10 protein-coding genes are annotated in these 12683 nt (G+C 70.2%); 1 reads left to right on the plus strand and 9 read right to left on the minus strand.

What is annotated here, in order from left to right:
- Positions 1–158: 158 nt before the first annotated feature.
- The 5 genes from N803_RS11785 to N803_RS11805 all read right to left on the minus strand — a co-directional run bounded on the left by N803_RS11785 (position 159) and on the right by N803_RS11805 (position 6531).
- The gene (locus tag N803_RS11785) at positions 159–839 is read right to left on the minus strand and encodes a GOLPH3/VPS74 family protein (protein WP_035905456.1); all 681 of its coding nucleotides are present in this window, start codon (positions 837–839) and stop codon (positions 159–161) included.
- A 4-nt stretch (positions 840–843) separates the two neighbouring features.
- Positions 844–2118, minus strand: a complete 1275-nt coding sequence (locus tag N803_RS11790; protein WP_084764439.1) for a bifunctional glycosyltransferase family 2/GtrA family protein — start codon at positions 2116–2118, stop codon at positions 844–846.
- Positions 2115–4283 carry a glycosyltransferase family 39 protein gene (locus N803_RS11795; RefSeq protein ID WP_035905457.1) on the minus strand — a complete coding sequence of 723 codons (2169 nt, stop codon included), beginning with the start codon at positions 4281–4283 and terminating at the stop codon, positions 2115–2117. The genes N803_RS11790 and N803_RS11795 overlap by 4 nt, the downstream gene beginning before the upstream one ends.
- 101 nt (positions 4284–4384) lie before the next feature.
- Positions 4385–5800, minus strand: coding sequence for a sensor histidine kinase (locus N803_RS11800; protein WP_035905460.1), 1416 nt, complete (start codon positions 5798–5800; stop codon positions 4385–4387).
- Positions 5797–6531 (minus strand): response regulator transcription factor, encoded by a 735-nt coding sequence (locus tag N803_RS11805; protein ID WP_035905462.1) that lies wholly within the window; start codon positions 6529–6531, stop codon positions 5797–5799. Before N803_RS11805 ends, N803_RS11800 begins: the two co-directional genes overlap by 4 nt.
- A gap of 171 nt (positions 6532–6702) precedes the next feature.
- Here N803_RS11805 and N803_RS18355 point away from each other — a divergent pair, with 171 nt between their 5' ends.
- On the plus strand, positions 6703–7164 hold the full coding sequence (locus tag N803_RS18355; RefSeq protein ID WP_156969761.1) for a hypothetical protein: 462 nt from the start codon (positions 6703–6705) through the stop codon (positions 7162–7164).
- Here the strand turns inward: N803_RS18355 and N803_RS11810 are convergent.
- Genes N803_RS11810 through N803_RS11825 form a run of 4 tightly spaced genes read right to left on the minus strand, consistent with a single transcriptional unit; the run spans position 7113 to position 12609 of the window.
- Positions 7113–8279: an acyl-CoA dehydrogenase family protein gene (locus N803_RS11810; protein ID WP_035905464.1), complete on the minus strand. Its 1167-nt coding sequence runs from the start codon at positions 8277–8279 to the stop codon at positions 7113–7115. The genes N803_RS18355 and N803_RS11810 overlap by 52 nt on opposite strands.
- A 27-nt stretch (positions 8280–8306) precedes the next feature.
- On the minus strand, positions 8307–9152 hold the full coding sequence (locus N803_RS11815; RefSeq protein ID WP_035905466.1) for a CoA transferase: 846 nt from the start codon (positions 9150–9152) through the stop codon (positions 8307–8309).
- Positions 9149–11341, minus strand: a complete 2193-nt coding sequence (locus N803_RS11820) for a 3-hydroxyacyl-CoA dehydrogenase NAD-binding domain-containing protein (RefSeq protein WP_035905468.1) — start codon at positions 11339–11341, stop codon at positions 9149–9151. The genes N803_RS11815 and N803_RS11820 overlap by 4 nt, the downstream gene beginning before the upstream one ends.
- Before the next feature lie 47 nt (positions 11342–11388).
- Complete coding sequence (locus tag N803_RS11825) at positions 11389–12609, minus strand: acetyl-CoA C-acetyltransferase (RefSeq protein WP_035905470.1); 1221 nt, start codon at positions 12607–12609, stop codon at positions 11389–11391.
- Positions 12610–12683: the final 74 nt, after the last annotated feature.

Below are 12683 nucleotides of genomic sequence, written 5' to 3' on the forward strand. Positions count from 1 at the left end.
CAAAGCGGCCACCGTTTCGGCCTCGCCGGGCCACATGGAGCCGTCGTCCCAACCCCGCTCCAGAGGCCCTCATCAGCAGTGTCGCGCCGCCCGCCGGCGAGCCCTTCCGCATGAGGTCAGCGCCACCGCCATCTCGTGCGTCGGGCCCGCGCTGGTGATCAGCTGCTCGAGGCGCCGGCGCTCGCCGTGGACGCGACGACCGCGCCGATGATGGCTGCGTTGACGGCGGCCTGCACCTCGGCGACGGCTTTGCTGACCGCGGCGCCGGCCCAGTTCCCCTCAGAGATCACCTTGGCGCGTCGGGTGAGCTCCCGGCCCGACAGTGCACCCAGGCCCTCGAAGAGGGACGGGATCGCGCCGATGGCGAGCAGCAGTGACGTGATCGAGCCGCTTCGGGCGTCGGCGGCAGCCGTGCCGAGGAGGACCTGTGCGACGGCGTCTCGCGTCTGCTCGCGTCGGCCGTGCGGGTCGGGAACCCAATGCGTCGTGGGGAAGATGCCGAACCGCTTGGCCTCCTGCGGCCGCACCTCACCTGCGGCCGCGAGGCCGGAGTAGAGCTGCTGTCGTAATCCCTTGGCGACCTTGCCGAGCACCTTGCTCGGCTTCTTGCCCTGGTGTTGGTCGAAGACGGCGAGCGCAGCATCGAGCGTCGGCTGGCCAATGGGCGCGCGGCTCTGGGTCAGGAGGCGACCGTTGGGCGTGAGCGTCACCCGTTCGAGGAGTGCCAGCTCGCTCAGCAGGGCACCGGCCAGGCCCAGATCCAGGCCGGAGGAGGCCGGCGACGTCACGCGACCATCAGGCAGGGTTGCCTGCAACAGGAGTTCCTCGGCGATGAGCATGCCTTCACGGTATGCCGGCCGCCCACCGTTCGCTTCCCTCCTCGGAGGGAGTGGGGTCACCCTCGCGGAGGACCCGCCCCACCTCGGCTTCACCTGCCTCGATGGTGCCCGCGGGAGCGAAGATCCATGTCCGCATGAGGACAAACTTCACCACCGTCGAGAGGACGGTCATCACGGCGACGGCCAGGGTCTCGACCCAGGTGGGCGCAGCCGGAGCCACGCCGTGGAGCAGCCCCAGGCCGGCGGTCGTCAACGCCAGGGTCAGCACGAAGACGACGAGTGCCTGACTCTGCTGCCGACCGGCGCCGTCGCGTCCGCGCACACCAAAAGTCCAGTGCCGGTTCCACGCGGTGTTCGCGACGGTGGCGATGAAGAGCGCGAGAGCATTGGCCACGGTCGCCGACGCCAGCCCCTGCCGGAGCAGGGCGAACAGCCCGAGATGCACCACCGTCGACGCCACGCCGATCACCGCGAAGCTCGCCGCCTGGCGCGCGAGGGGACCACCCGGCATACGCCGTCCCATGCGGTCCGCGATCGCGCGGACCGGGGCGGACGACGACGTGAGGGTGCGCCGCATCCGCCACACGCCACTCAGGTCATCGCGCGCGGTGCGGACGATGTCGACGCGGCTGTCGGGGTCGTCGTACCAGTCGACGGGGACCTCGTGGATGCGCAGCTGGGCGCGTTCGGCGAGGACGAGCAGCTCGGTGTCGAAGAACCACGACGTGTCCTCGACGAGCGGGAGGAGCTCCCGGGCGACATCGCCGCGGATCGCCTTGAAACCGCACTGGGCGTCGGTGAACCGTGCCCCGAGCGCGCCGCGCAGGACGAGGTTGTAGCAGCGGGAGATGACCTCCCGCTGCGCGCCGCGGACGACGCGCGCACCGCGGGCCAGTCGCGACCCGATGGCGAGGTCCGAGTGGCCCGACATGAGCGGCGCGACGAGCGGCCACAGGGCGTCGAGGTCGGTCGAGAGATCGACGTCCATGTATGCGAGGACAAGGGCATCGGAAGCGAGCCAGACCTGCTTGAGCGCGCGACCGCGTCCCTTCTCCGTGAGGTGCACGGCGCGCACGCCGGTGAGCTCGTCGGTGAGCGCCTGGGCCGTCGCCCACGTGGCGTCGGTGCTCGCGTTGTCCGCGACGGTGATCCGGAACGGATAGGGGAACGTCGCGACGAGGTGCGCATGGAGCCGGCGCACGCACGCGCCCACCGTGGCTTCCTCGTTGAACACCGGCACGACGACGTCGAGGACGGTGGTGGCGCCGGCGGTGCTCATACCGCCGTCGCCGTGGTTGTCGTGGACGACGTGCCGGTCGACGAAGTGCTGCCCAGCGGTTGCGTCAGGTCATAGAACGTCGAGCCGTCGATCGTCACCGCGGTGAAGTTCTCCTGAACCCAGGCGCTGATCTCCGACGCGGTGCCGTTGCCACCGAGGCCGCCGCCGCGACCACCCATGCCGCCGCCGCTCCCGGCGAACCAGTGGATGAGGCCCTGGTCGACGTACTCCTGGAACTGCGCGAGCGTCGGGCTCGGGTCGGAGCCGTTGAACCCACCGATCGCCATGACCGGGAGCTCCGTGCCGAGCTGGAGCCCGGCGGCGTTCTGCGAGCCGATGGCGGACGCGACCCAGCGATAGCTGCTGGCGTCCTCGGACAGGGCCGCCACGACCTCGGTGCTCGGAGCGCTGGCGTCGAGCAGACCGCCCATGCCGCCTCCGCCGCCGGTGGGCGCCTGACCCTGACCTTGCGGGGTGCCGCCCTGGCCCTGGCCCTGGCCCTGCATCTGCCCCTGCCCGGGAAGCTGACCACCCGGGAAGGTGCCGCCGCCCGGCATACCGCCACCACCCGGCATACGGCCGCCTCCCGGACCACCAAAGCCTCCGGTGCTCGGTCCAGCGGTGATGATCGATCCGGTGTAGCTCGAGTTCACGGTCGTGAGGCTGTAGGCCGTCGGGCCGGCGAGCGCGGTCACGAGTGCGGCCGCGATGACGGCCGGCACGGCGCGACGGTGGAGGCGGTCGACGACGAGGAACCCGAGAGCCGCGGTGATGCCCAGCGCGAGGATCGAGACGCGAAGCCAATCCCCGTACGCCGTGGTGCGGCTCAGGAGGACGAAGCTCCAGATCGCGGCCGCGAGCGTTGCGATCGAGAGGGCTCCGACGCCGAGCCAGGAGCTGCGGCGTTCCCACGCCTCGGCCGAGCCCATGCCGACGAGGGCGGCGACGGCGGGGGCGAGGGCGACGGTGTAGTACTCGTGGAAGATGCCCGCCATGAGCGAGAACGTCAGGAGCGTGACGACGAGCCATCCGCCCCAGACGAGGTAGCCGGCCCGGCGGACGTCGTGGCGCGGCGCGCGGCCACGCAGCCAGAGGCCGACGGCGAGCAGGATGAACGCGCTCGGGATGAGCCACGAGATCTGGCCGCCGATGCTCGCGTTGAACATGCGGCCGAGGCCGGTCTCACCCCAGCCGCCGCCGCCACCGACGGACCCGGTCTCGTTGCCGTTGATCCGGCCGAGTCCGTTGTAGCCGAAGGTGAGCTCGAGGAAGGAGTTCGTCTGGCTGCCGCCGATGTAGGGGCGCATGCTCGCCGGGACGAGTTCGACGATCGCGACCCACCAGCCGGCCGAGAGGACCATGGCGCCGACACCGACGGCTGCGCCGATGATCCGGTGGCGCAGGGACGTGTGGGCGGCGACGAGGTAGGCGATGCCGAAGAAGGGGACGACGAGCAGCACCTGGAGGGTCTTCGTGAGGAAGCCGAGGCCGATGAAGACACCGACGATCGCCATCCACTTCGCGGAGCCCCGCTCGATGGAGCGCATCGTCGCCCAGGCGCCGAGGGCCATGAGGAGGACGAGCAGGGCGTCCGGGTTGTTGAACCGGAACATCAGCACGGCGACGGGGGTGAGCGCCATGACCGCACCGGAGATGAGACCGGCGGCGGCGCCCCAGTAGCGCTTGACCGTCGCGTACACGACGCCGACCGTCGCCACGCCCATGAGGACCTCGGGGAAGAGGATCGAGAACGAGCTGAGCCCGAAGAGGCGGACGCTCAGTGCCATGACCCACAGGGCCGCCGGGGGCTTGTCGACGGTGATCGCGTTCCCCGCGTCGGAGGAGCCGAAGAAGAATGCCTTCCACGACTCGCTGCCGGCCTGGACCGCGGCCGAGTAGAAGCTGTTCGCCCAACCGTTGCTCGTCAGGCCGTAGGTGTAGAGGAGGGCCGTCGCGAGCAGCAGCCCGAAGAGGGCCGGGCGGGCCCAGGTCGGGTCGTGGGCGTCACCGCGGAGGAACCGCTGGAGGCGGGAGCGGCCAGTGGTCCCCGCGTCGATGCTGGAGTCGCCATCGGTGGCGGGGTCGTCGGAGGAGTCCCGAGGTGTGACGGGGAGACTGGCGGTGGCCGGTGTGTCCGGCCCGGGGGAGAAGGTCAGCGCGTTCATGACAACCACGCTCCGGCCCGCCGCTGTGCGGTTGCTGTGACGCGACTGTCGCGCCGGGATGAGCTCGAGAGGGCGCCCCAGTCAGCGCAATCAGTGCGGGGTCAGTCGGTGTGGGGGAGGTGCACGGTGAACGTCGTCGATCCCGGGGTGCTTTCGAGCGCGACCCGGCCACCGTGCGACTTCGCGACGGCATCGACGATCGACAGCCCGAGGCCCGTCGACCCACCAGTGCGGGTCCGGGCCTCGTCGCCGCGGGTGAAGCGCTCGAAGACGCTCTCCTGCAACGCTTCTGGCACGCCGGGACCGTCGTCCGTCACCGTCAGCCGAACCCACCCGTCGGACGAGCGCAGCGACGTCACCACGCGGGTCCCCTCGGGCGTGTGCGTGCGGGCGTTGGCCAGCAGGTTGGCGACGACCTGGTGGAGCCGGGCCTGATCGCCGATGACCTCGACCGGCTCGTCGGGCAGGTCGAGTTCCCACCGGTGGTCGGGCGCAGCCGCGTGCGCATCGGACACGGCGTCCATCGCGAGCAGCGACAGGTCCACGGGCTCCCGATCCAACGGCCGACCGGCATCGAGCCGGGCCAGCAGCAGGAGGTCCTCGACGAGCCCCTGCATCCGCAGTGCCTCGGACTCCACCCGGGTCAACGCGTGGGTGACCGACGGCGGAACGGGAGCCGGATCGCGACGGGACAACTCGGCGTACCCCCGAATGGACGCCAACGGCGTCCTCAGCTCGTGCGAGGCGTCGGCAACGAACTGCCGGACCCGGGTCTCGGACTCGTGCCGCGACTGAAGGGCCCCCTCGACGTTGTCGAGCATGTTGTTGATCGCGAGCCCGACCTGGCCGACCTCGGTTCGCGGGTCGGTGTCGGCGGACGGAACCCGTTGTGCCAGTGCCACATCGCCCGAGTCCAGCTTGAGCCGGCTGACCTGGGTGGCGGTGTGGGCCACGCGCGACAACGGCGCGAGGTTGCGTCGGATGAGCCACTGGCCGCCGAGGGCGACGAGGGCCAGCCCGGCGATCGTCGTGCCCACGACGAGGCTGATGATGGCGTCGACGATGCGGTTGACGCCGGTCATCGGCAGGCCCGCGATGACGGTGTCGCCGGCGGTCGAGCGGGCGCTGGCAACGCGGTACGACCCGAGACCCTCGACCTCGACAGTGCGTGGCGTCGTGCCGATGCCGGCGCTCTGGAGCTCGGCGATCTGCGTGTCCGAGAGCTGCTCGATGGTGCGGCCGTGCTCGACGCGGTTGGCCGCGACCTCCCCGTCACTGAGGACGACGATGAGCGACTCACCTCCGCCGCCGGGGATCGGCCCGCCTCCGCCGATCGGGCCTCGGGGCCCGCCTGCGCGGAAGACCTGCGACGTGACGTCCTGATCGATCTGGTTGACGAGGTGGTTCTGGAGAGCGAGGACCGTGAAGGTCGACGTCGCCGCAGTGATGACGAGGAAGAGCCCGACGACGGCAGCGACGAGCTTCGTCGTGAGCGACCAGGTGCTGGGGTGCCTCATTCGGCCGGCTTGAGCACGTAGCCGACGCCGCGCATCGTGTGGATCATCGGGGTGCGGCCGGCGTCGATCTTCTTGCGGAGGTAGGAGATGTACAACTCGACGACGTTGGCCTGGCCACCGAAGTCGTAGTTCCACACACGGTCGAGGATCTGCGCCTTGGAGAGGACGCGCTTGGGGTTGCGCATCAGGTAGCGCAACAGCTCGAATTCCGTTGCGGTGAGGTGGATTTCGTCGCCGCCACGGGTCACCTCGTGGCTGTCCTCGTCCATCGTGAGGTCACCGACGGCGATGACCGACGACGACTCGTCCGCGACGACCGTGGTGCGACGCATGAGGGCGCGCAGCCGGGCGACGACCTCCTCGAGGCTGAACGGCTTCGTGACGTAGTCGTCGCCACCAGCCGTGAGTCCGGCGACCCGGTCCTCGACGGCGTCCTTGGCGGTGAGGAACAGCACCGGGACGGCCTCGTTGTCGGCACGCATCCGGCGCAGCACCTCGAGCCCGTCGAAGTCGGGAAGCATCATGTCGAGCACGACGGCGTCCGGCTGGAACTCACGCGCAGCCTTGACCGCCTTGATCCCCGTGGCGGCCGAGCGGACCTCCCACCCCTCGTAGCGCAGCGCCATCGTCAGCAGCTCGGTGAGGTTGGACTCGTCGTCGACGACGAGGACGCGAACGGGGCTGCCGTCGGGCCGCTGCAGCTTGGCGGAGGAGGTCGGTGCGGTGCTCATGACACCCAGTAGATCCTCATGCCTTCAGTGTTCCCCATGTGCTGGCTGTGCGGTTCCTGTGAGCGCGTGCGGAGTCAGGAGCGTCGGTATGCCGGGTGCCCCAGTTCGTCGACACCCTCACCACACGCTCACCACAGGTTCGCCACAGGTCCGCCCAGCACGGTCGCTGTCATGACGACTGAGAACTCTCCCCAGGACACGTCCGTGCAATGGCCCGAGACGACTCCGAACACGGGCGTCGCCTCCGACGCTTCCATGGCGCCCTCCCCCGAGGCGGCACCGACCGCGCTGAGCGCAGGAACGGCACCGGCTGTGAACCCTGTGCGCTGGTCCGGCAAGAAGACTGCCGTCGCCGCTGCTCTGGCCCTGGGCCTGTCGACGGTCGGCGCCGTGGGCGTGGCCGCGGCCCACGAGCGGGGTGCCTCGACGACTCCACAGGACGGTCGCGCTGGCTTCCCCGGTGGCGGGGGTGGTCCGGGTGGTCAAGGGGGGTACGGGCCAGTTCCCGGGACAGCAGCTTCCGGGGCAGCAGAGCCAGCAGGGGCAGACCGCACCCACGTCGGCGACGGTGACCTGACCCGTCACAGCGTGCGGGAGATGAGCTCCTTCATGATCTCGTTGGTCCCGCCGTAGATCTTCTGCACGCGGGCACCGGCATAGAGGCGCGCAATGGGGTACTCGAGCATGTAGCCGTAGCCGCCGAACACCTGCAGGCAGCGGTCGATGACTTCGCACTGCATGTCGGTGGTCCAGTACTTCGCACGCGATGCCGTGGCCGCGTCGAGCCGGCCGTCGACGTGCAGCCCGACGCAGTGGTCGAGGAAGGTTCGGGCGGCGAGCACGTCGGTGCTCACCTCGGCGAGGGTGAACCGCGTGTTCTGGAAGGTCGAGATCGGCTTGCCGAACGCCTGGCGCTCCTTCGAGTAGGCGAGGGCGAGCTCGACCGCGAGGTCGGCCGAGGCCACTGCGCCCACGGCGATGGCCAGTCGCTCCTGCGGCAGCTGGAGCATGAGCTGGTAGAACCCCTGCCCCTCGGACTCGCCGAGGAGGTTGGCCACGGGGACGCGCATGTCCGTGAACGACAACTCGCGCGTGTCCTGCCCGTGCTGGCCGATCTTGCGCAGCACCCGTCCGCGTTCGAACCCCTCGAGGTCGTCCACCTCGGCCACGATGAGCGAAATGCCCTGTGCCCCTTCGCCGCCCGTGCGCGCGACGATGATGATGAGGCCCGCGTGGGACGAGTTCGTGATGAAGGTCTTGCCGCCGTTGATGACGTACTCGTCACCCTCGCGCCGCGCCGTCGTCCGGATCGCCTGAAGGTCCGATCCGGTGCCGGGCTCGGTCATGGCGATGGCACCGACAAGCTCGCCCGAGGCCATGCGTGGCAGCCAGCGCTGCTTCTGCTCCGTGGACCCGTAGGCCAGGAGGTAGTGCGCCACGATCGAGGAGTGCACGGAGTAGCCGAAGGCGTCGTCGCCCGCCCTGCCCTGCTCCCACAGCACCGCTGCCTCGTGGGCGAAGGTGCCGCCTCCACCGCCGTACTCCTCGGGCACGGAGATGCACAGCAGCCCTGCCTCGCCGGCGGCCAGCCACGTCTCACGATCGACCTGGTGCTGCTCGGCGAAGCGCTCGAGGTGCGGCGTGACCTCGCGCGCGAAGAAGGTGCGGGCGAGGGCGGCAACGTCTGCGACGTCTTCGCCGTCCATCCACGGCGAGACGTACGTCGCGGGAGGGAGGATCTCGGGCATCGTTGCTCCTGCTGTGAAAGTGGTGGTTCAGGCAGATTCGGCCACGGCCACGAGCGGGATGTCGCGCTCGAGCGCCCACGTCTCCCACTCGGCGGCGGTGCGCGTGGCGAAGAGTTCGCCGAGCCGCTCGTGGGTCAGCTCCTCGGGGGCGAGATCGATCGCCGCCGCCAGCCGCACGGCGAAGTGCGGCTCGAGCGCCGCGAGGGCGACGTGACCTGCGGACGCCGGGTACACGGCATACACGGGCAGTCCTCCGGCCAGCGGGCCGCCGGAGGCGGTCAGGCCGTGGCGCACCGGGTCCGACATGGACGTCGCGACGTCCGAGAGGGCCACCTCGCGGCGTGAGCCGCGACCGGTGCGGGCGCGCTCCACGAGGGCCGCGCACGCCTCCCCGGCCGCGCGCTCGGCGCCGGCGAGATCGACAACGGTCGTGGCCGGCATACGTCCGTCTCTGACGAGACCGGACCCCGCCTGGTAGGTGAGGTCGTGCCCGGCGATGTCCGCGTCGTCGCCGGGGTGGCCGACGATGTCGACCTGACAGACCTGGGTATGCCGTCCGCTCACCGACGCGTGATCGAGGCCGAGCCGGGTGAGCGCCGATGCTCGAGAGCTCGTGACGAACACGTCGGCGTCGGCCAGCAGCTCATCGATGCGTGCGCGACCGTCGTCGCTCTTGAGGTCGACGTGCTCGATGCTCTGCCCGACGTGCAGTTCGTCGAAGTAGGCGGGCGAGAACTGTTGGAGCGGGTCGCCCGAGGGCGGGAGCACCGTCGTGACCGTCGCCCCCTGCGAGGCCAGCCGCGCGACGGCGACCGGCCCCGGCAGGTTGATGGCGATCGAGACGACGCGCACGCCCTCGAGAGGCCCGGTCATGACGCCTTGGCCTCGGGGGTGGCGTCGACGAGGGTGCCGATCGCGGCGCGCTCGGTGAGCCACGCCGACGGGCGGAATCGGTCGCCGTAGGCGTCGGCGAGCTCATTGGCGCGCGCCACGAACCCACGCAGACCGCCCTCGTAATTCGTCATGAATGTCGCCGGACCACCGGTGTGGGGCGGGAAGCCGATGCCGAAGATGCCGCCGATGTTCGCGGACTGGGTGTCGGTGAGCACGCCGCTCTCGAAGCAGGCGGCCGTCTCGAGCGCCATCCGGAAGAGGTAGCGGTCGTGCAGGTCGCGCAGCGGGATCTCGGTGTCCTTGGACCAACGCTGACGCAACTCGGGCCACAGGACCTTGGGCTCGCCCTCGGGGTAGTCGTAGAGGCCGGCACCGGCGGCGCGACCCTTGCGACCGAGCTCGACGAGGGTGTCGATGACCTCCTCGCCCGGCGTGCGCGTGACCTCACGGCCCTCGGCCTTCGCCGCCTTGGCTGCCTCGCCACGGATGTGCTGGGTGAGGGTCAGCGAGACCTCATCGAGCATCGCCAGCGGAGGCGCCGGGAAGCCCGCGGACGTCGCGGCGCGCTCGATGACGTGCGGGTCCACGCCCTCGGCGACGAGCTGTGCGCCCTCGTCGATGAGCGTGCCGAAGACCCGGCTGGTGTAGAAGCCGCGACCGTCGCCGACGACGATCGGGATCTTGCGGATCTGCTGCACGATGTCGATCGCCCGGGCCGTGGCCTCGTCGGAGGTCTGCTCGCCGCGGATGATCTCGACGAGCTGCATCTTGTCGACGGGCGAGAAGAAGTGCAGGCCGATGAAGTCCTGCGGTCGTGAGGAGAAGCCCTGAAGGCTCGTGATCGGCAGCGTCGACGTGTTGGAGCAGAGGAGCGTGTCGGGGCCGACGACGGCCTCCACCTCGGCGAAGACCTGCTTCTTGAGGTTGTAGTCCTCGAAGACCGCCTCGATGACGACATCGCAGCCGGCGAGGTCGGCGTAGTCGGCCGTCGGCGTGATGCGGGCGAGGACCTCGTCCGCCTTGGCCTGGTCGCTCTTGCCGCGAGCGACGCGCTTGGCGAGGAGCTTCTCGGAGTAAGCCTTGCCCTTCTCCGCGCCCTCGACCGAGACGTCCTTGAGGACGACCTCGATGCCGGACATGGCGGCGGAGTACGCGATTCCCGCGCCCATCATCCCGGCGCCGAGGATGCCGACCTTGGCGCTGGCGCGGCGCTCGACGCCCGCCGGGCGGAGGGCCCCAGAGTTGATCGACTGGAGGTCGAAGAAGAACGCCTGGATCATCGCGGTCGACTCGCGACCCGCGGTGAGGTCGGCGAAGTAGCGGGACTCGATGCGGCTCGCCGTGTCGAAATCGACCTGCGCGCCCTCGACCGCGGCGGACATGATCGAGCGCGGGGACTTCACGGGGCTGCCCTTGAGCTGCTTGCGCAGGTTCGCGGGGAAGGCCGGGAGGTTCGCGGCGAACGCCGGCGTCGTCGGGGTACCGCCGGGGATCTTGTATCCCTTGACGTCCCACGCCTTGGTGCCGGCTGCTGCGTCGTCCTTGTGCGCGAGGATCCATGCCTTGGCCGCGGGCACGAGCTCGTCGCGGGTGGCGACGAGCTCGTCGATGACGCCCTTGGCGTGCGCCTCGGCGGGGGTGCGCTGCTGACCCTGGAGGAGCCAGTCCATGAGGGCCGGCGCGATCCCAAGCATGCGGACGAGACGCGTCACGCCGCCACCGCCCGGGAGGAGGCCGAGGGTGACCTCGGGCAGGCCGAGCTTGACCTTGGCGTCGTCGACCGCGATGCGGTGGTGGCACGCGAGGGCGATCTCGAGGCCGCCGCCGAGGGCCGTCCCGTTGATCGCCGCGACGACCGGCTTGCCGAGCTGCTCGAGACGACGCAGCTGCGACTTGATGAGCTCCACCTCGGCGAAGACGTCACCGACGGTCTCCCGGGTGGCCTTCTGCAGGTCGGCGAGGTTGCCGCCCGCGAAGAAGGTCTTCTTGCCCGAGGTGAGGACGACGCCGGTGATGTCGTCCTTCTCTGCCTCGAGTCGCTCGACCGTCTCGGCCATCGCGTCCTTGTAGGTCGCGTTCATCGTGTTGGCGCCCGCGTTCGGGTCGTCCATCGTCAGGGTAACGATGCCCTCGTCGTCACGCTCGTACCGGATCATGTTCTCGCTCATGGGTTCTTGGGTTCCTGTCCGTGGTTCAGGTGAGATCTGGGGCGCGATCAGACGCGCTCGACGACAGTGGCGATGCCCATGCCGGCGCCGATGCAGAGGGTCGCGATGCCGCGCTCGAGGTCGCGGCGCTCGAGCTCGTCGACGAGGGTGCCGAGGATGACCGCGCCGGTCGCACCGAGCGGGTGACCCATCGCGATGGCGCCACCGTTGACGTTGGTCTGGTCCTCGCTCCAGCCCATGTCGCGCATGAGCTTGAGGGCGACGGCGGCGAACGCCTCATTGATCTCGACCAGGTCGATGTCGGACGCCTTCATGCCGACCCGGTCGAGCGCCTTGCGGCAGGCGGGTGCCGGGCCCGTGAGCATGATCGTCGGCTCGGAGCCGATGATGGCCGTCGAGATGATGCGGGCGCGCGGGGTCAGGCCCATCTCCTTGCCGACCTTCTCGTTGCCGATGAGCATGAGCGCGGCGCCGTCGACGATGCCGGAGGAGTTGCCGGCGTGGTGGACGTGGTTGATGCGGTCGACGTTCGGGTACTTCTCGGTGGCGACGAAGTCGAACCCGCCCTGCTCGCCCATTGCGGCGAACGACGGCTTGAGGGCCGAGAGGGACTCCGCAGTCGTGCCGGGGCGGATGGTCTCGTCACGGTCGAGGATCGTCAGACCGTTCTGGTCGCGCACGGGGATGACCGACTTCTCGAAGTGGCCGGCGTCCCAAGCGGCAGCGGCGCGCTCGTGCGACTGCGCGGCGAAGCGGTCCACCTCGGCGCGGTCGAAGCCCTCGATGGTGGCGATGAGGTCGGCGCCGATGCCCTGCGGGACGAAGTCCGTCGCGAGTGCCGTGGCCGGGTCCATCGCCCAGGCGCCACCGTCGCTGCCCATGGGGACACGCGACATCGACTCGACACCGCCGGCAAGGATGAGGTCCTCGAACCCGGAGCGCACGCGCGAGGCGGCCTGGTTCACGGCCTCGAGGCCGGAACCGCAGAAGCGGTTGACCTGGACGCCGGCAACGGGCTCGGGCAGGCCGGCATACATCGCGGCGACGCGCGGAAGGACGGCTCCCTGGTCGCCGACGGGCGACACGATGCCGAGGACGATGTCGTCGATCTGCGCGGAGTCGAGGCCGGGGTTGCGCTCGCGGACCGCGTCGAGCAGGCCGACGACGAGGTCGATCGGCTTGACCTCGTGGAGCGAGCCGGACGACTTGCCCCGGCCTCGTGGGGTGCGGAGGGCGTCGTAGATGACGGCCTGGGGCTGCTCGGGCATGGGACCGGCTCCTTCGATGGAGTGCGATGGGTGCAATGGGTGCGCCACCGGTGCGGTGCGCAGCGTGGTTCACC

The organism is Knoellia subterranea KCTC 19937, from assembly GCF_000768685.1.
Taxonomy (GTDB): Bacteria; Actinomycetota; Actinomycetes; order Actinomycetales; family Dermatophilaceae; genus Knoellia; species Knoellia subterranea.

What these genes read in the sequence shown, in the direction of transcription:
- N803_RS11790 (WP_084764439.1), bottom strand. Translation starts at nt 2,118, where the DNA reads ATGAGCACCGCCGGCGCCACCACCGTCCTCGACGTCGTCGTGCCGGTG.
- N803_RS11810 (WP_035905464.1), bottom strand. Translation starts at nt 8,279, where the DNA reads ATGCCCGAGATCCTCCCTCCCGCGACGTACGTCTCGCCGTGGATGGAC.
- N803_RS18355 (WP_156969761.1), top strand. Translation starts at nt 6,703, where the DNA reads ATGACGACTGAGAACTCTCCCCAGGACACGTCCGTGCAATGGCCCGAG.
- N803_RS11800 (WP_035905460.1), bottom strand. Translation starts at nt 5,800, where the DNA reads ATGAGGCACCCCAGCACCTGGTCGCTCACGACGAAGCTCGTCGCTGCC.
- N803_RS11785 (WP_035905456.1), bottom strand. Translation starts at nt 839, where the DNA reads ATGCTCATCGCCGAGGAACTCCTGTTGCAGGCAACCCTGCCTGATGGT.
- N803_RS11825 (WP_035905470.1), bottom strand. Translation starts at nt 12,609, where the DNA reads ATGCCCGAGCAGCCCCAGGCCGTCATCTACGACGCCCTCCGCACCCCA.
- N803_RS11805 (WP_035905462.1), bottom strand. Translation starts at nt 6,531, where the DNA reads ATGAGCACCGCACCGACCTCCTCCGCCAAGCTGCAGCGGCCCGACGGC.
- N803_RS11820 (WP_035905468.1), bottom strand. Translation starts at nt 11,341, where the DNA reads ATGAGCGAGAACATGATCCGGTACGAGCGTGACGACGAGGGCATCGTT.
- N803_RS11795 (WP_035905457.1), bottom strand. Translation starts at nt 4,283, where the DNA reads ATGAACGCGCTGACCTTCTCCCCCGGGCCGGACACACCGGCCACCGCC.
- N803_RS11815 (WP_035905466.1), bottom strand. Translation starts at nt 9,152, where the DNA reads ATGACCGGGCCTCTCGAGGGCGTGCGCGTCGTCTCGATCGCCATCAAC.